A 17,269-nucleotide genomic window follows, 5' to 3' on the forward strand; every position below is an offset into this window, starting at 1 on the left:
CAGGGAGCAACCCACCATGGCCGTCGTGACCATGCGCCAGCTGCTGGAGAGCGGTGTCCACTTCGGGCACCAGACCCGGCGCTGGAACCCGAAGATGAAGCGCTTCATCTTCACCGAGCGCAACGGTATCTACATCATCGACCTGCGCCAGACCCTCGACTACATCGAGAAGGCCTACGCGTACGTGCGGGACACCGTCGCCGAGGGTGGCCACATCCTCTTCGTCGGCACCAAGAAGCAGGCGCAGGAGGCGATCGCCGAGCAGGCGACCCGCGTCGGCCAGCCGTACGTGAACCACCGCTGGCTGGGCGGCATGCTCACCAACTTCCAGACGGTGTACAAGCGCCTGCAGCGCATGAAGGAGCTTGAGGCTCTGGGTGACCTGACCGGCACCGCCGCCGGGTACACCAAGAAGGAGACCCTCCAGCTGTACCGGGAGAAGACCAAGCTCACCAAGACCCTCGGCGGTCTGCGGGACATGACGAAGGTGCCGTCGGCGATCTGGGTCGTCGACACCAAGAAGGAGCACATCGCCGTCGACGAGGCCCGCAAGCTGGGCATCCCGGTCATCGCGGTGCTCGACACCAACTGTGACCCGGACGAGGTCGACTTCCCGATCCCGGGCAACGACGACGCGATCCGCTCCGCCGAGCTGCTGACCAAGGTCGTCGCCGCCGCCGTCGCCGACGGCCTCATCGCCCGCTCGGGTCGTAACCGTGGCGACGCCGACGCGAAGCCCGAGGCGACCGTCGCCGCCGGCGAGCCGCTGCCCGAGTGGGAGCGCGACCTGTACGAGGGCGCCGAGAAGAAGGCCGCCGACGCCGAGCCGGCTGCGGCTGCCCCCGCCGCCGAGGCCGCCCCTGCTGCTGAGGCCGCTCCTGCTGCTGAGGCTGCCCCCGCCGCCGAGGCCGCTCCTGCCGCCGAGCCGGTCGCGACCGCAGCGGAGTAAGTCCGCCGACGCCGGCCGCCTGCGGGCGGCCGGCGTTCACCGACAGCCAGCGAGACTTCCAGAGGATCAGAGAGAGTCATGGCCAACTACACCGCCGCGGACGTCAAGAAGCTCCGCGACCTCACCGGCGCCGGCATGATGGACTGCAAGAAGGCGCTCGACGAGTCGGACGGTGACTTCGACAAGGCCGTCGAGTTCCTGCGCATCAAGGGTGCCAAGGACGTCGGCAAGCGCGCCGGCCGTACCGCCGCCAACGGCATCGTCAGCCACTTCGACAAGGCGCTGCTCGAGCTCAACTGCGAGACCGACTTCGTCGCGAAGACCCCCGACTTCGTCGCGCTGGGTCAGCAGCTGGTCGAGCACGGCTCCAAGACCAAGGCCGGGGACGCCGCCGCGCTGCTCGGTTCGAAGCTCGAGGACGGCCGCGCCGTCGCCGACGTGATCCAGGAGTTCTCCGCCAAGATCGGCGAGAAGATCGTGGTGAACCGCTTCGCCGAGCTCGACGGCACCGTCGCGGTCTACCTGCACCGCAAGGCCCAGGACCTGCCGCCGCAGGTGGGTGTCCTGGTGCAGTACACCGGCAAGGACGACGAGGCCGGCGCCGACGACGCCCGCGCCGTCGGCATGCAGATCGCCGCCATGCGCCCGAAGTTCCTCACCCGCGACGAGGTTCCCGCCGAGACGGTCGAGAACGAGCGCCGCATCGCCGAGGAGACCGCGCGCGAGGAGGGCAAGCCCGAGCAGGCCCTGCCCAAGATCGTCGAGGGCCGGGTGAACTCGTTCTTCAAGGACTTCGTCCTGCTCGAGCAGCCGTCGGTCACCGACAACAAGAAGACGGTCAAGCAGGTTGCGGCCGAGGCCGGCATCGAGGTCACGCGCTTCGTCCGGTTCGAGGTCGGCCAGGAGTAATCCAGGCATCAGCGCACTGCGCGGGAGGCCGGGACGCGACACAAGCGCCCGGCCTCCCCGTCACATAAGGTCTTCTGTTAGCGAAGGAAGGGCGGGGTCGGCATGACGATGGTGACCGAGCAGACTGTCGCGGTGGGCGAGGTTCCGGCGCAGCGACCCGATCGGCCCCGGCGGGTCGTACTCAAGCTCTCCGGCGAGGTCTTCGGCGGCGGCGCGGTCGGCGTCGACCCCGACGTCGTGCAGGGCATCGCCCGGCAGATCGCCACCGTCACCCGCCGCGGCGTCCAGGTCGCGGTCGTGGTCGGCGGCGGCAACTTCTTCCGCGGCGCCGAGCTGCAGAAGCGCGGCATGGACCGCAACCGCGCCGACTACATGGGCATGCTGGGCACGGTCATGAACTGCCTGGCCCTGCAGGACTTCCTCGAGAAGGAGGGCATCGAGACGCGGGTACAGACCGCGATCACGATGGCCCAGGTCGCCGAGCCGTACATCCCGCTGCGCGCCATCCGCCACCTCGAGAAGGGCCGTGTCGTGATCTTCGGCGCCGGCGCGGGCATGCCGTACTTCTCCACCGACACGGTCACGGCCCAGCGCGCCCTGGAGATCCACGCGGACCTCGTGCTGATGAGCAAGAACGGCGTCGACGGCGTCTACACCGCGGACCCGCGGACCGACCCCGACGCCCGCAAGATCGACCACATCACCTTCGCCGGCGTGCTGCAGCAGGGTCTGCGCGTCGCCGACCAGGCGGCCTTCAGCCTCTGCGAGGAGAACGGCCTGCCGATGCTCGTCTTCGGGGCCCAGGGTGACGACACGATCGTCCGAGCCGTCAGCGGCGAGAAGATCGGTACCTTGATCACCGCCTGATCCCGCGCCACAACCACCATCGGACGCATGACGAGAAGCAAGGAGGCGACGGAGCGGTGATCGATGAGATCCTCTTCGAGGCCGAAGAGAAGATGGAGAGCGCGGTCGAGCACGCCAAGGAGGAGTTCGCCGCGATCCGTACGGGCCGTGCCACGCCGGCGATGTTCTCCAAGATCGTCGTCGACTACTACGGCGCGCCCACCCCGGTGACGCAGATGGCCTCCGTCGGCGTCCCCGAGCCGCGCATGGTGATCGTCAAGCCGTACGACCAGACCCAGCTCGGCGCGATCGAGCGGGCCATCCGCGACTCGGACCTCGGTGTCAACCCCAACAACGAGGGCACCCAGCTGCGCATCCACCTCCCGCAGATGACGGAGGAGCGGCGCCGCGAAATGATCAAGGTAGCGCGGCACAAGGCCGAGGAGAGCCGCGTGGCGATCCGCAACGTGCGCCGCAAGGCCAAGGAGCAGCTCGACCGCCTCGTCAAGGACGGCGACGCGGGCGAGGACGACGGCCGGCGCGCCGAGAAGGAGCTCGACGACGTCACGCACAAGTATGTCGCCGTCGTCGACGAGCTCGTCAAGCACAAGGAAGCCGAGCTTCTCGAGGTCTGATGTCGTACCTCGAGCCCCGCGGCGGGCATCCCGGCAGCCGGGCGTCTGATCCCTCCGACGCCCCGTCGCCGTACGCCGGTGACCGGCCGCCCGCCGAGGGGCTCACCCCGCCCGTCACCGGCCCCGGCGCCCCGGCACCGCGCAGCGTGCCACCGGCCGGAGCGCAGGAAGGCGGCCCGCGGGGAGTGCCGCAGCCCGGGGCGGCACCGCGCAGCGTGCCACCGGCCGCAGCGCAGGCCGGCCCGCCGACCGGACCGGTCCGCGGAGGGCACCAGCCCGACGCTTCCTGGGCCCATCAGCCGACCGCCCCCCACTGGGTGACCCCGTCCCCGGAGCACGTGACCCCGTCCCCGGAGCACGTGACCCCGTCTCCGGAGCACACTGACCCGCCGTTCGTCCCCGAGCCGGCGTGGGCCGCGCCCACCGCCGCCACCTCCACCTCTCAGGCGGAGTGGGAGTTGACCACGGCCGAGACGGCCCGCCGTGGCCCCGGGAAGCGGCGGGCGGGGCGGGACGGGCGTCCGGCGCCGCAGAAGCAGCAGGCCGGCCGGGCGGGGCGCAACCTGCCCGCAGCCATCGCTGTCGGCGCGAGCCTCGTGCTGGTCGTGCTCGCGTCGATGCTGGTCTGGAAGCCGGCGTTCCTCGGCGTGATCGCGCTGGCCTCCGGCGTCGGCATCTGGGAGATGGTCCGGGCGCTCAAGGTCACCGGCGCGCGGCCGCCGCTGGTCCCGCTGGTCGGCGGTGGCCTGTTGATGACCGGCCTGGCCTGGTACGAGGGCCCCGACGCGCTCGAGATCGGCCTGCTCGCCACCCTGCTGGCCGCCCTGGTCTGGCGCTTCAGCGAGCACAAGGTGGGCTTCCGGCGCGACATGGCGGCCGCCGCGCTCATCGCCGTGTACGTACCGTTCCTGCTCAGCTTCGGCGTGCTGCTGGTCAAGCCCGACGACGGCCCCGGCCGCGTGCTGTGCACGCTGCTCGCCGTGGTGCTGTCGGACACCGGCGGGTACGCGGCCGGCGTCTTCTTCGGCAAGCACCCCATGGCGCCCCGGATCAGCCCCAAGAAGTCCTGGGAGGGCTTCGCCGGCTCGGTCACCGCGGCGGCGGTCGGCGGTGCGCTGCTCGTGTATTTCCTGCTCGACGACGTACCTTTCTACTGGGGCCTGCTCTTCGGGGCTGTGATCTCCGTCGCCGCAGTGGTCGGCGACCTGGCCGAGTCCATGCTCAAGCGCGACATCGGCATCAAGGACATGAGCAACCTGCTGCCCGGCCACGGCGGGGTCATGGACCGGCTCGACTCGATCCTGTTCGCGGTGCCGGCCGCATACCTGCTGCTCTCGCTGATCGCGCCGCCGGGGTAGGCGTGCGCGCCCGACGTGGGAGACTGGTTACGCCATGACGATTCTTCCGGTCATCCCGACCAGCCCCGACGCTCCCGACGCGGTCACCACGCGGCGTCGCCCCACCATGCCCCCGCGCCACCTCGCGGACCTCGACCTGGCCGGCCGCAAGGCCGCCGTCGCCGACCTGGGTGAGCCCGCGTTCCGCGCGAAGCAGCTCTCCACGCACTACTTCGGCCGGCTCGTGCGCGACCCGGAGGCGATGACCGACCTGCCGGCCGCGGCCCGCGCCCGTCTCGCCGAGGACCTGCTGCCCACGCTGCTGACCCCGCAGCGGGAGCTCGCCTGCGACGACGGCGCCACCCGCAAGACGCTGTGGCGGCTGCACGACGGCGCCATGGTGGAGAGCGTCCTGATGGGCTATCCCGACCGGATCACCGCCTGCGTCTCCAGCCAGGCGGGCTGCGGCATGGCCTGCCCGTTCTGCGCGACCGGCCAGGCCGGGCTGACCCGCAACCTGTCCGTGGCCGAGATCGTCGACCAGGTCGTCTACCTGGCCGGCGTCGCCGCGTCGGGCGCGGTCACCGGTTCGCCGCCGCGGCTGTCCCGGGTCGTCTTCATGGGCATGGGCGAGCCGCTGGCCAACTATCCCCGGGTGATCCAGGCCGTACGCCGCCTCACCGCGCCGGCGCCGGAGGGCCTCGGCCTGTCACAACGGCACATCACCGTCTCCACCGTGGGCCTCGTGCCCGCAATGCGCCGGTTGATCGCCGAAGAGCTGTCGGTGACCCTTGCGTTGTCCCTGCACGCCCCCGATGATGATCTGCGCGATGAGCTAGTGCCTGTCAACCAGCGTTGGAAGGTGGCCGAGGTGCTCGATGCCGCGTTCGACTACGCGGCGCAGACCGGGCGTCGGATCTCCATCGAATACGCCCTGATCAGGGACGTAAACGATCAGCCCTGGCGTGCCGACCTGCTTGGCAGGCTGCTGCACGGCAAGCTGGCGCATGTGAACCTGATCCCGCTCAACCCGACACCGGGCAGCAAGTGGGACGCCAGCCCCAAGCCGGTCGAGCGCGAGTTCGTCCGCCGGCTGCGGGAGGCGGGCGTCGCCACCACGGTGCGGGACACCCGGGGCCGGGAGATCGACGGTGCGTGCGGCCAGCTGGCCGCAAGTGAGCTGACGGTGGTGGACGCTGGGGGCGCCGCCGCCGACGCGGAGGTGGCACGATGACTGGGCTCAGTTCCCAGCAGACGCGAATTTGGGAGACGTTGTGACGAGTCAGGGGCAGCGTTTCCGCCGTCGCGCACTGCGCCGCGGCTACAAGGTGGACGAGGTCGACGCCTTCCTCGACCGGGTCGAGGCCACCCTCGCCGGCGAGCAGGTCGGCGCGCCCGTCGGCGCCCAGGAGGTGCATGACGTCGTCTTCCGCGTCCGTTTCGGCGGGTACGACGAGTGGCAGGTCGACCTGCACCTCGACCGGGTCGAGCGGCAGCTGGCCGAGTTCGAGGAGCGCGGTGGCGGCCCCGGAGCCGGTCGCGCCGAGGTCCGCATGCAGCCCGAGCCGATGCGCGGGGGCATGCCGCCCGAGCGCATGGGTGACCGGATGAGCCAGGCGCTGGGCCGCGGCGCCCCGCCCACCGAGCGTCTCCCCGCCCCGGTGCGCGACGACCGCCAGTTCGCCCGTGACGACCAGTTCGCCCGTGACGATCAGTTCGCTCGCGACGATCAGTACGCGCGTGACGACCAGTACGGCCGCGACCCGTACCTGCACGAGGAGCGCCTGCAGCCGCAGCCCATGCCGCAGCGGCCGCAGATGCCGGGGCCCGACCCGTACGGGCGCTACGAGGAGCCGGGCTACGGCCAGCAGCAGCAGCAGCCGCCGCAGCGTCCCCAGGCCCCGCAGGGCTATGACACCGGCGGCTACGAGCAGTTCGAGCCCGGCCGGCACGGCAAGGCCGACATGACCGCGGAGATCCGCATGCCCGAGCGGGAGCGGGGCGGCTTCGGCGGCCCGGCCCCGATGAGCGCGCCCCCGATGAGCGGCCCGCCGATGGGTGGCCCGCCCATGGGTGGCCCTCCGCCGATGGGTGGCGGCCAGGGCGGCAGCCCCGAGCTCTACCGGGTGGACCAGCTGCGCCGCACGTTCCAGCCGCGCCGCTTCGGCAGCGGGTACGACCCGGTGCAGGTCGACCGGCTGTTCGAGAGCATCCTGCAGGCGATGACCGGTCGCGGCCCGATGCCGGTGCCCGAGAACGAGCTCGACACGCTGCAGTTCGGGCTGGTTCCCGGCGGCTACTTCGAGGCCGAGGTGGACGCCGCACTGCGCGAGGTCAAGGACATCCTGCTCCGCGGCCGCTGAGCCCCACGCACCGAAACGGCCCGCTTCCCCGGATAGGGGGAGGCGGGCCGTCGAGCGTTACGGGACGCTACTGGTCGTTGGCCTTGAGGCCGTTGCGCCGCAGCACCGAGTCGGCGAGCACGATCACGATGAGCAGTGCCGCGAGGCCGATCAGCCAGAGGTTCTCGGTGTTGCCCTCGTGGTTGCCCCACAAGTAGAGCAGCAGGATCGCGGCCGATCCGATGGCGCCCCGGCGGGCCCACTTGCGGTTGCCCGGCTTGAGCTGGTCAGGCGCGTAAACCGGCTCTTCTGCCACGACTCGGTCCTCCTGCGAAATACGGTGGGAACGTCGAGGTCAGTGTCGCACGGCGCCTCCGCGCGCGGCTCACCAACCCGTACCCGGTACCTTCGATGCCGTCGGTAACGTCGGACGAGGGAGCGACACGGTGCGGATCACGGGCACTGGGCATGCCAGCATGCGGATCGACACGGGCGCGGGCAGCATTCTGTGCGACCCCTGGGTCAACCCGGCGTACTTCGCGTCGTGGTTCCCGTTCCCGGACAACTCGCTGCTGGACTGGGAGACGCTGGGCGACGTCGACTACCTGTACGTCTCCCACCTGCACCGGGACCACTTCGACGCCGAGCACCTCAAGCGGTTCGTCAGCAAGAAGGCGACCGTGCTCCTGCCCGAGTATCCGACGAGCCAGCTCGAGGACGAGCTGCGCGACCTGGGCTTCACGAGCTTCCTCAAGACCAAGAGCAACGAGGTGCACGAGCTCGACGGCGGCCTCAAGGTCATGATCCAGGCGCTGATCAGCCCCACCGACGGCCCGATCGGTGACTCGTCGCTCTGGGTCGAGCACGACGGCGTCCGCGTGCTCAACCAGAACGACGCGCGCCCCACGGACCTTTCCGTCTTCGCGGAGCTCGGCCACGTGCACGCGCACATGCTGCAGTTCTCCGGCGCGATCTGGTACCCGATGGTCTACGAGCTGCCCCAGGCCGCCAAGACCGCGTTCGGCAAGCAGAAGCGCGACCGGCAGTTCGACCGGACGTGGCGGTACATCGACGACCTCAAGGCCGACCACGTCTTCCCGATCGCCGGCCCGCCGTGTTTCCTCGACGACGAGCTGTGGCAGTTCAACGACATCCACGGCGACGAGGGCAACATCTTCCCGGACCAGTCGGTGTTCATGAGCGAGTACGCGAAGGTCGGCGGCACCAACGGCGTCGTCCTGCTGCCCGGCAGCGTCTCAGAGCTCACCACCGACGGCATCGAGACCACCCACCCCACCGATGTGGACGAGTTCTTCGCCAACAAGAAGGCCCACCTCGAGGAGATGCGCGAGCGCAAGGCGCCGATCATCGCCGCCGAGAAGGCGTCGTGGCGGCACCCCGAGATCGACGTGCTGGGCGAGCTGAAGAAGCGCATCGAGCCGCTGCTCGAGGAGTCGATCTACCTGGCCAAGGGCGTCGGCGGCCCGGTCCGCTTCGACCTGGTCAGCTACGACGGCGATGCGGTCGAGTCGATCGTGGTGGACTTCCCCGGCAAGCAGGTGCGCCCGTACGCCGACGAGAAGGTCCGCTACCGCTTCCGTACCCAGCGCGAGCTGATCGAGCACCTCATCTTCATCGACGAGGGCGACTGGGTGAACTCGCTCTTCCTCTCCTGCCGCTTCACCGCGGCCCGCATCGGCCAGTACAACGAGTTCGTCTACGCGTTCTTCAAGTGCCTCAGCGAGGAGCGCCTCCAGTACGCCGAGGGCTGGTACGACGAGCACGAGAAGACGGTCGAGGCTGAGGACACGCAGCTGGGCGACTGGACGGTCCAGCGCCGCTGCCCGCACCTGAAGGCCGACCTCAGCCGCTTCGGCATCGTCGACGGCAACGTGCTCACCTGCCAGCTGCACGGATGGAAGTTCGACCTGCCCAGCGGCCGCTGCCTCACCAGCGTCGGCCACAAGATCCGTGCGGAAAAAGCCACTTCATAAGCAGAGGTCGTAGCTCGGTGGGTGGTGCGGACCGTCGCTCCCGCCGAGGCCGGGGCCGGGGCCCAGCATTCGCTGGCCCTGGCCCCTTCATTCTGCGTGAGTGGCTTTCGCGCAGCCTGGGATCGACGGGCCGTGGTTGCGCTCCGGGATCCCGCGCACTCTGGTGTCACATCCAGCGAGTGACATCCGGGAGCAGCTCATGCCGCGCAAGCCAGTGACCATCACCGTCCCCGACCTGTCCGGCAAGCGGGCCGTCGTGACCGGCGCCAGCGACGGCGTCGGCCTGAGGCTGGCGACCCGCCTCGCGGCCGCCGGGGCCGAGGTCGTCATCCCGGTCCGGAACCCGGCCAAGGGCGAGGCTGCCGTCGCCGGGATCCGCCACCAGGTGCCCGGCGCGAGGGTGTCGTTGCGCACGCTCGACCTGTCGTCGCTGGAGTCGGTGGCGGCGCTCGGCGCGACCCTGCGGCAGGACGGCGAGCCGATCCACTTTCTGATCAACAACGCCGGGGTGATGACGCCGCCGGACCGGCAGGTGACCGCGGACGGCTTCGAGCTGCAGTTCGGCACGAATTACCTCGGCCACTTCGCGCTGGTGGCGCACCTGATGCCGCTGCTGCGGGCCGGCCGGGCGCGGGTGACGAGTCAGCTCAGCGTCGCGGCGAATTCCAACCGGATCAACTGGGACGACCTCAACTGGGAACGCTCGTACGACGGCATGCGGGCGTACAGCCAGTCCAAGATCGCGTTTGGCCTGTTCGCCCTCGAGCTGAGCAGGCGGAGCCTCCGGCACGGGTGGGGCATCACGAGCAATCTGTCGCATCCGGGCGTGGCCCCGACCAGCCTGCTGTCCGCCCGTCCGGAGGTCGGCCGGGGCCGGGACACCGCGGCGCGGCGGCTGATCGGCGCACTGTCCGAACGCGGCATCCTGGTGGGGACGGCCGAGTCGGCGGCCCTGCCGGCCCTGTACGCGGCCACCGCCGCCGACGCGCGGGACGGCGGGTTCTACGGGCCGCGCGGGCTGGGGCACCTGAGCGGGCCGCCGGCGGAGCAGAAGCTCTACTCGCGGCTGCGCAGTCCGGCGGACGCCGAGCGGATCTGGCGCGTCTCCGAGGAGCTGACCAGCATTTCCATGCTCCCGTCCGGGCGACACTGACAGAACCGGGTCGCCAGAGGGAGAACGCCATGCAGATCGATCGCGCCGGGCTCGCCGATTTCCTCCGCCGGCGTCGTGGGTCGCTCCAACCCGAGGACGTCGGCCTGCCCCGCGGACAGCGCCGCCGCACGGCCGGCCTGCGGCGCGAGGAGGTGGCCACGCTCTGCCACATCTCCGCCGACTACTACAGCCGGCTGGAACGCGAACGGGGCCCGCACCCCTCCGAGCAGATGATCGCGTCGATAGCGCAGGGCCTGCACCTGTCCCACGACGAACGCGACCACCTGTATCGCCTCGCCGGGCACCATCCGCCCGTCCGCGGCGACTCCGGTGAGCACATCAGCCCCGGGCTGTTGCGGATCTTCGACCGGCTCGGTGACACGCCCGCCGAGATCGTCACCGAGCTGGGTGAGACGCTGCGGCAGAACCGGCTCGGGGTGGCCCTCAACGGCGACCTGACCCGCTTCACCGGCCCCGCCCGCAGCATCGGCTACCGCTGGTTCACCGATCCGGCCGCCCGCGCCCTGTACCACCCCGACGACCATCCGCTGCACTCGCGCGTCTTCGCCTCCGGGCTGCGGAACGTGGTCGCTCTCCGGGGGCCGCGATCCCGGGCCGCACACCTGCAGAAGCTGCTGCTCGGCCGGAGCGAGGAGTTCCGCGCGGTCTGGGACGAGCACGAGATCGGGATCCGGTACGCCCACCTCAAACGGTTCGTCCATCCGGAGGTGGGTGCTCTCGAGCTGACCTGTCAGGCGCTGTTCGACCCCGACCAGGGCCACTCGCTGCTCGTCTACACCGCCGTGCCGGGCACCGAGAGCTACGACAAGCTGGAGCTGCTCTCCGTCATCGGCGCCCAGACGGTCACCCGGTAGTCTTCGTCGCGATGGACCACCGTGACCTTCTCGAAGCTCGTGACCTCGCCGTCGAGCTGGCCGTCCGCGCCGGGCGGCTGCAGCTGGAGCGGCGCGACACCCTGCGGATGGGCGCGCCCAAGGCCCACGTCAACGACGTCGTCTCCGACGTCGACATCGCCAGCGAGCGCCTCATCGTCGACGGGATCCTCGCGGCGTGGCCCGACGACGCCGTGCAGGCCGAGGAGGGGCACGGCCGGACCGGCTCGAGCGGCTGGTCGTGGATCGTCGACCCGCTCGACGGCACCCGCAACTATGTGAGCCGCACCGGCCCGTGGTCGGTGTGCATCGCGCTGTACCACGACGACCGGGCCCGGGCGGCGGTCGTGCACGACCCGGCCGCCGGCGAGACGTTCAGCGCCGTCGACGGTGCCGGCGCCCTGCTCAACGGCGAGCCGATCACCGCGCCGGGTGGGCGGCAGCTGCACGAGGCGCTCGTCGGGGTGAGTTTCCAGCCGAACCCGGCGACCAAGGAGCGCGCCGGCCGGGTGATCCGGGAGCTGCTCCCGGCGTCGGGCGACATCCGCCGGGTGCCGGCAGCGCTGAACCTGGTGTACCAGGCCGCCGGCCGGCTCGACGGCGGTCTGGCGCTGGACACGAACCTGTGGGACATCGCCGCGGGCGCGCTGATCGCCCGGGAGGCCGGCGTGGTTCTCGGTGGGCGCGGCGCGGACTTCTCCACCGAGCTGACGATCGGCGCGGCCCCGTCCCTGTGGCCCACGCTGTCGGAGCTGGTCCGGGCAGTCGCCTGACGGCCGCCGCGCCGCGCCGCGCTGGGCCGCGCCGCGCTGGGCTGGGCCGGGCCGGGCGGTACTAGCGGCCGAGGCCCAGGTCGCGCAGGATGCGTCGAGCCGCGTTGTGGCCGGCCGCGCCGATGACGCTGCCCGCCGGGTGGGCGCCCGCCGAGCCCGCGTACAGGCCGTCGAGGCCCGTCGCGTACGGCATGCGCCGGTCGAACGCCACCGTGTTGTCGACGTGGTGGATGTGGCCGCCGGTGATGCCGAAGTGCCGTTCGATGCCAGGCGGGGTCAGCGGCATCAGATCCGCGACCAGGTCCGACGTGCCGGGGGCGTACCGGTCGACGATCTCCAGCAGCCGCGTCACGTAGCCGGGCAGCGCCTCGTCCCACGTGGTGCCGTCCAGCTCGTACGGCACCGACTGCACGAACAGCGCCGAGGAGTGGTGCCCGGCCTCGTCCTGCAGCGACGGGTCGACGGTGGTGTGCAGGTACCACTCGATGGTCGGCTCGGCGGGCAGGCGCCCGGCCTGCACGTCCGCCCACATGCCGCGCAGCGCCGCCATCGGCGAATCCGACTCGGCCATCCCGGCCAGGCCCGCGGAGCCCGGCAGGAGGTGGATGGTCGAGCCGAACGGCGAGGGGGCATCCGCGGGGAGGCAGGAGAAGCGCGGCAGCCCGGACAGCGCGAGGTTCAGCTTCAACGTGGTGCCGGGCCGCTTGACCGCGGCCATGCGCGACGTCAGTTCCTCCGGGAGCGCGCCCTCGGGCACGAGCGACATCAGCTGGTACGGGTCGCAGGCGCCCAGGACCACCCGGGCCTCCACGGTGCGCCCGTCGGCCAGCGCGACCCCGGTGGCCGCCCCCTGGGTGACGGTCACGGCGCTCACCGGCGTACCCGTGAAGATCTGGGCTCCGGCGGCGCGGGCAGCGTCGGCGAAGGTGCGCGAGACCGTGCCCATGCCGCCCGCCGCGATCATCCACGTGCCGTCCGCGCCCGGCAGGCGGCACATGTTGTGCACGAGGAAGTTGTGGCCGGTGCCCGGGTCGTCGGGGCCCGCGTTCAGCCCGGACAGGCCGTCGGTCACCGCGTACATGCTCATCAGCAGTTCGCTCTTGAAGCCGAAGCGCTGCAGGTAGTCGGCGACCGAGCCGCGTACCAGATCCACGAAGGTGCTCTGCAGCTGCGGCCGGATGTGCCGGTCGGCGATCTCCTCGACGGAGCCGGGCTCCTGCAGCCAGGCGGGCGCGAGATCGGCGCGCAGTGCGGCGATCTCGACCTGCAGCGCCTCGTCCGCCGCGATGTCGCGCGGCGAGAAGAACCGCTCCATCTGCGCGCGCGTGGCCTCGCGGTCGGTGCCGAACAGCAGATAGGGCGAGCCGGGGCCGCCGGGCGTGGGCAGGAAGTAGTGCGGGTCGCGGCGCAGCACGGGGATGTCGACGTCGAGCGTGGCCAGCAGCTCGGGCGGCATCAGGCCGAGCAGGTACGACCCCGTGGACTGCCCGAGGCCCGGCACCCTGCCGAACGGGTGCTCGGTGCGGGTGGCGCCGCCGATCACGTCGGCCACCTCGAGCACGACGACGTCGAGACCGGCGCGGGCGAGCAGCACAGCGGAGACCAGGCCGTTGTGGCCGGAGCCGATGATCACCACGTCGGCGCGGGGCGGCAGAGCGTTCATGAGGGCCGACTCTAGCGCGCCGATCGGCGGACAGTTCCCCCTAAATCGTCGCCTCCTCGACGCTGTCCGGCCGACGGCCACCGGGTGCTTTCCGGCCGTCGCGGGTAAGACACCGGTACAGGCGTGGCGGTCGTCATAGTCGGCGCCATCGAGCCCCGCTCACCCCCTACGGTGAGCGGCGTCTATGCGTAGCGGCCGGGTGCGGGGAGGCGGGCGGATGTTCGGCTGGTGGGGCAGGGCGGTCGTGCGCCTGCGCTGGTGGGTGGTCGCCGCCGCCGTGGCGCTGGTCGTGGCCGGCGCGACCTGGGGCGCCGGTGTCTTCGGCGCGCTCACCGGCGGCGGGTACGACGACCCCGGCAGCGAGTCCAACCGCGCCGCCGCGGCGATCGCCCAGCACCTCGGCCAGCGCAACCCCGACCTGCTCGTGCTCTGGTCCAGTGACACCGCGACCGTGACGGATGAGGCCTTCCGCGGAGCCGTCTCCGCCGCGATCGGCCGGATCCGGGCGCAGGCCGACGTCGAGAAGGTCGCCGGCTACACCGATCCCGACGCCTCACCGGCCCTGGTCAGCACCGACAAGCACGCCACGTACGCGGCCGTCTACCTCAAGGCCGGCGGCGAGGACGGCAAGGCCGCCGCGTACCACCGGCTGGAGCCGGACCTTGCCGCTCCCGGGCTGGAGACCGAGGTCGGCGGGTTGGTGGCCTTCACCGATCAGGCCAATGAGCAGACCAAGAAAGACATCACGCGGGCCGAGATCTTCTCGCTGCCGGTGCTGTTCGTGCTGCTCGTGCTGATCTTCCGAGGCCTGATCGCCGCCCTCTCGCCCCTGCTCGTGGGAGGCATCGCGATCCTCGGCGCGTTCGTCGCGATCCGGGGGCTGACCTACCTCACCGACATCTCGGTCTTCGCGATCAACGTCATCACCCTGCTAGGGCTCGGCATGGCGGTGGACTACTCGCTGTTCATCGTCAGCCGCTTCCGCGAGGAGCTGGCGCGGGGCAACGACGTGCCCACGGCCATCCGCATCACAGTGGCGACGGCCGGCCGTACGGTCATGGTCTCGGGCCTGACGATCGTCCTCGCGCTCTCCAGCCTGCTGATCTTCCCGCAGCCGTTCCTCGGCGGCCTGGCCATCGGCGGCATGGCCGCCGTGCTGATCGCGATGCTCGCCGCGCTGACGGTCCTGCCCGCGGTGCTGTCCGTGCTCGGCCACCGCATCGACAAGCTGCGCATCCCGCTGCCGCAGCGCCGGCGTGCCGACGAGGCCGCCGGGGCCTGGGAGCGCCTCGCGCGCAGCGTCATGCGGCGTCCCGTCCTGTACGTCGTCGGCGTGCTCGTGGTCCTCGCGGCCTTCGCGGCGCCGTTCCTGCGGGTCGAGTTCGGCGGCTTCGACGAGCGCGTGCTGCCGCCGGGCAGCGCCGCCCGGGTGGTGGGGGAGCGGCTCGCCGCGGAGTTCCCCGGTGGCGGGCAGGACCCGATCTCGGTCTTCGTCCAGGGACCCGCCGGCGACCTGGCCCAGCGCATCGCGGCGCTGCCGGACGTCGGTGGCGCCACCGTCACCGCCCAGCGCGACGCCGCCTCGCTGATCACGGTGACGTACCCGCCGGACCTGCCGAACGCCGACGCCCGGCGGATCGTCTCCGGCATCCGCGACCTCGCCCCGCCCCCGGGCGCCGAGGTGCTGGTCGGCGGGCGGCCCGCGATCGACCTGGACCTGCTGGAGAGCCTCGCCGCGCGGCTGCCGTACATGGCGCTGATCATGGCGGTCGCCACGATCGTGCTGCTCTTCCTCGCGTTCGGCTCGGTGCTGCTGCCGATCAAGGCCGTGCTGATGAATGTGGTGTCGATCGGCGCGTCGTTCGGGGTGGTGGTCTGGATCTTCCAGGAGGGCCACTTCGAGAACGTGCTGCGCTTCGAGTCGACCGGCTACATCGAGCCCAGCAACATGATCCTCGTGCTGGCCGTGCTCTTCGGGCTGGCCACCGACTACGAGGTGTTCCTGCTCTCGCGCGTCCGCGAGGAATGGGACCGCACCGGCGACAACACCGCCTCCGTCGCGACCGGCCTGCAGTTCACCGGCGGCATCATCACCGCGGCCGCGCTGCTGCTCATCACCGTCGTGGCGGGCTTCGCCACCGGCGGCGTGACGGTCATCAAGACCATCGGTGTCGGCATGATCGTCGCGATCGTCGTGGACGCGACGCTGGTCAGGGCGCTGCTGGTCCCGGCGACGATGCGGCTGCTGGGTCGCTGGAACTGGTGGGCACCGGGCTTCCTGAGCCGCTTCTACGCCCGGTACGGGATCCACGAGACGCCGGAGCCGCCGGCGCCTGCGGAGCAGCGGCAGTCCGTGCCCGCCTGAGCCGCTGGTACGCGCTCGCGCTCTGGGTGGCGGCGAACCCGGCGAGCACGATGACGTGGAACAGGTAGAGCCACAGGCCCACCGCCACCGTGCCGCCGATCTCGGTGAACCCGCCGAACGGCGCGCCCAGGTCCAGCGGCAGGGAGCAGAAGAGCACGAAGCCGTGCAGGAACCCGGAGAGGTTCGCGGCGGTGAACGAGCCGACCAGTGTCGTCGCCAGCCACTCCGGCCGCCCGGGCGCGACACCCCGGTAGACCCAGATCACCACGGGCGTCAGCACGAGCCAGGCGGCCAGGAACGACAGGATCACGCCGGCCACCGCGTACCAGCCGCCGCGGACCCAGAGGCCGCTCGTCACCGGCAGGGCCAGGAACAGCGACAGCAGCAGCGCGGGCGCGGCGGCGAGCAGCGGCAGCCAGAGCAGCCGGCCGCGCCAGCCGACCAGGGACTCGCCCGGGTCCCGCAGGCTCACGAACGCGCGGCGCAGGCCCTCGCCGTACAGGGTGGCGGGCAGCAGGCTGGCCAGCGCGAGCCAGGGCGTCAGGTGCAGGCCCGCCTCGATGAGGCGCTCGAGGGCGTTCGGGGCGCCGATCGCGTCGGGCAGGGCGTCGATCGTGCGGCCGGTGAGGCGGCGTACCCGGTCGGCCCCGGCGATCAGCCCGGTGATCCAGATGGCCAGCAGCGCCACCGGCACCACGGCGATCCCGGCGTAGAACGTCACCGCGGCGGCGTGCAACGCGAGGTCACGCCCCTGCAGCGGCCGGAACGGGGCGGCCAGCAGCCGGCGTAGTCGTCGCATTCTTCTGACATACCCATTCGACCGCTACGATCCCGCACCATCCACTGCCCGCAGCGGGAAGGCATCATGTCCCTGTCCTTCAGCGCCGAGCCGGACGCGCGGCAGATCGCCGAGGCGGTCCGGCATGTGGCGCGCCGGCGTTTCCTGCCCGCCCGGCTGCTCGCCCTGCCCCTGCTGGTCATCGGGATGACCGGCTACTTCGGCTTCGGCCTGTCGTTCCTCGCGCTGCTGGCCGTGCTCGCGCTGATCTTCAGCGTGCTGGGGCCCGAGGTGGTGATCCGCCGCATGACGCGGGAGGGCGTACGGCTGCTGGCCCGTCCGACCCTCTACCACTTCGACGACGACCGGTTCGGCTTCGCCACCGACCTCGCGCGGACGGAGGCGGTGTGGGAGCTTCTGAGTGCGTACGACGAGCTCCCCGGCCTGATGGTCGTCCGCCTCGGCAAGGAGCAGTTCTTCCTGATCCCGACCGCCGGGCTCGAAGAGGACCGGCTGATGGAGTTGCGAGACCTGCTGGACGGGGCGGTCTTCCGGGCCCGGAACCGGCCCGGCCGGCCCGCATCGCCCGGCGGGCAAGGCTGAGCGCCGCGGGCGTGCGGGCGTCCGGGAAG

The 17,269-nt window shown here is 71.5% G+C and carries 15 protein-coding genes and 1 pseudogene; 13 read left to right on the top strand and 3 right to left on the bottom strand.

Annotated elements, in window-relative coordinates; genetic code table 11:
• The first annotated feature begins 16 nt into the window (after window positions 1–16).
• From rpsB to IT780_RS13810, 7 genes are all read left to right on the top strand, one after another.
• Window positions 17–949 (top strand): 30S ribosomal protein S2, encoded by a 933-nt coding sequence (gene rpsB / locus IT780_RS13780; protein ID WP_199511871.1) that lies wholly within the window; start codon window positions 17–19, stop codon window positions 947–949.
• A gap of 78 nt (window positions 950–1,027) precedes the next feature.
• Entirely contained in the window at window positions 1,028–1,858 is an 831-nt protein-coding gene (gene tsf, locus IT780_RS13785) for a translation elongation factor Ts (RefSeq protein ID WP_199511872.1), read from the top strand.
• Between the two features lie 102 nt (window positions 1,859–1,960).
• Window positions 1,961–2,725, top strand: coding sequence for a UMP kinase (pyrH, locus tag IT780_RS13790; protein WP_199511873.1), 765 nt, complete (start codon window positions 1,961–1,963; stop codon window positions 2,723–2,725).
• Window positions 2,726–2,781: 56 nt separating this feature from the next.
• Complete coding sequence (frr, locus tag IT780_RS13795; RefSeq protein WP_199511874.1) at window positions 2,782–3,339, top strand: ribosome recycling factor; 558 nt, start codon at window positions 2,782–2,784, stop codon at window positions 3,337–3,339.
• Window positions 3,339–4,697, top strand: coding sequence for a phosphatidate cytidylyltransferase (locus IT780_RS13800; protein WP_233412734.1), 1,359 nt, complete (start codon window positions 3,339–3,341; stop codon window positions 4,695–4,697). The genes frr and IT780_RS13800 overlap by 1 nt, the downstream gene beginning before the upstream one ends.
• A gap of 34 nt (window positions 4,698–4,731) precedes the next feature.
• Window positions 4,732–5,910, top strand: coding sequence for a dual-specificity RNA methyltransferase RlmN (rlmN, locus tag IT780_RS13805; RefSeq protein ID WP_199511875.1), 1,179 nt, complete (start codon window positions 4,732–4,734; stop codon window positions 5,908–5,910).
• A gap of 40 nt (window positions 5,911–5,950) precedes the next feature.
• On the top strand, window positions 5,951–7,039 hold the full coding sequence (locus IT780_RS13810; protein ID WP_199511876.1) for a DivIVA domain-containing protein: 1,089 nt from the start codon (window positions 5,951–5,953) through the stop codon (window positions 7,037–7,039).
• A gap of 67 nt (window positions 7,040–7,106) precedes the next feature.
• Here IT780_RS13810 and IT780_RS13815 read toward each other — a convergent pair whose 3' ends face one another.
• On the bottom strand, window positions 7,107–7,334 hold the full coding sequence (locus tag IT780_RS13815; RefSeq protein WP_199511877.1) for a DUF2631 domain-containing protein: 228 nt from the start codon (window positions 7,332–7,334) through the stop codon (window positions 7,107–7,109).
• A gap of 130 nt (window positions 7,335–7,464) precedes the next feature.
• Here IT780_RS13815 and IT780_RS13820 point away from each other — a divergent pair, with 130 nt between their 5' ends.
• The 4 genes from IT780_RS13820 to IT780_RS13835 all read left to right on the top strand — a co-directional run bounded on the left by IT780_RS13820 (window position 7,465) and on the right by IT780_RS13835 (window position 11,831).
• Window positions 7,465–9,012, top strand: coding sequence for a Rieske 2Fe-2S domain-containing protein (locus IT780_RS13820; RefSeq protein WP_199511878.1), 1,548 nt, complete (start codon window positions 7,465–7,467; stop codon window positions 9,010–9,012).
• Window positions 9,013–9,211: 199 nt separating this feature from the next.
• Window positions 9,212–10,165 carry an SDR family oxidoreductase gene (locus tag IT780_RS13825; protein ID WP_199511879.1) on the top strand — a complete coding sequence of 318 codons (954 nt, stop codon included), beginning with the start codon at window positions 9,212–9,214 and terminating at the stop codon, window positions 10,163–10,165.
• 29 nt (window positions 10,166–10,194) lie between these two features.
• Entirely contained in the window at window positions 10,195–11,040 is an 846-nt protein-coding gene (locus IT780_RS13830; protein ID WP_199511880.1) for a helix-turn-helix transcriptional regulator, read from the top strand.
• An 11-nt stretch (window positions 11,041–11,051) separates the two neighbouring features.
• The gene (locus IT780_RS13835; RefSeq protein WP_199511881.1) at window positions 11,052–11,831 is read left to right on the top strand and encodes an inositol monophosphatase family protein; all 780 of its coding nucleotides are present in this window, start codon (window positions 11,052–11,054) and stop codon (window positions 11,829–11,831) included.
• 61 nt (window positions 11,832–11,892) lie between these two features.
• On the opposite strand, the gene IT780_RS13840 is transcribed toward IT780_RS13835, so the two are convergent.
• Window positions 11,893–13,494: a phytoene desaturase family protein gene (locus IT780_RS13840; RefSeq protein ID WP_199511882.1), complete on the bottom strand. Its 1,602-nt coding sequence runs from the start codon at window positions 13,492–13,494 to the stop codon at window positions 11,893–11,895.
• A gap of 217 nt (window positions 13,495–13,711) precedes the next feature.
• Between IT780_RS13840 and IT780_RS13845 the strand changes: the two are divergent.
• Window positions 13,712–15,733 (top strand): annotated as a pseudogene (locus IT780_RS13845) (MMPL family transporter); the annotation flags it as partial.
• Here the strand turns inward: IT780_RS13845 and IT780_RS41810 are convergent.
• Window positions 15,705–16,658, bottom strand: coding sequence for a YhjD/YihY/BrkB family envelope integrity protein (locus tag IT780_RS41810; RefSeq protein ID WP_233412736.1), 954 nt, complete (start codon window positions 16,656–16,658; stop codon window positions 15,705–15,707). The pseudogene IT780_RS13845 and the gene IT780_RS41810 overlap by 29 nt on opposite strands.
• Window positions 16,659–16,724: 66 nt before the next feature.
• Here IT780_RS41810 and IT780_RS13850 point away from each other — a divergent pair, with 66 nt between their 5' ends.
• Window positions 16,725–17,240, top strand: coding sequence for a YcxB family protein (locus tag IT780_RS13850; RefSeq protein ID WP_199511884.1), 516 nt, complete (start codon window positions 16,725–16,727; stop codon window positions 17,238–17,240).
• Window positions 17,241–17,269: the final 29 nt, after the last annotated feature.

It is taken from the genome of Nucisporomicrobium flavum, from assembly GCF_016464385.1.
Classification (GTDB): domain Bacteria; phylum Actinomycetota; class Actinomycetes; order Mycobacteriales; family Micromonosporaceae; genus Actinoplanes; species Actinoplanes flavus_A.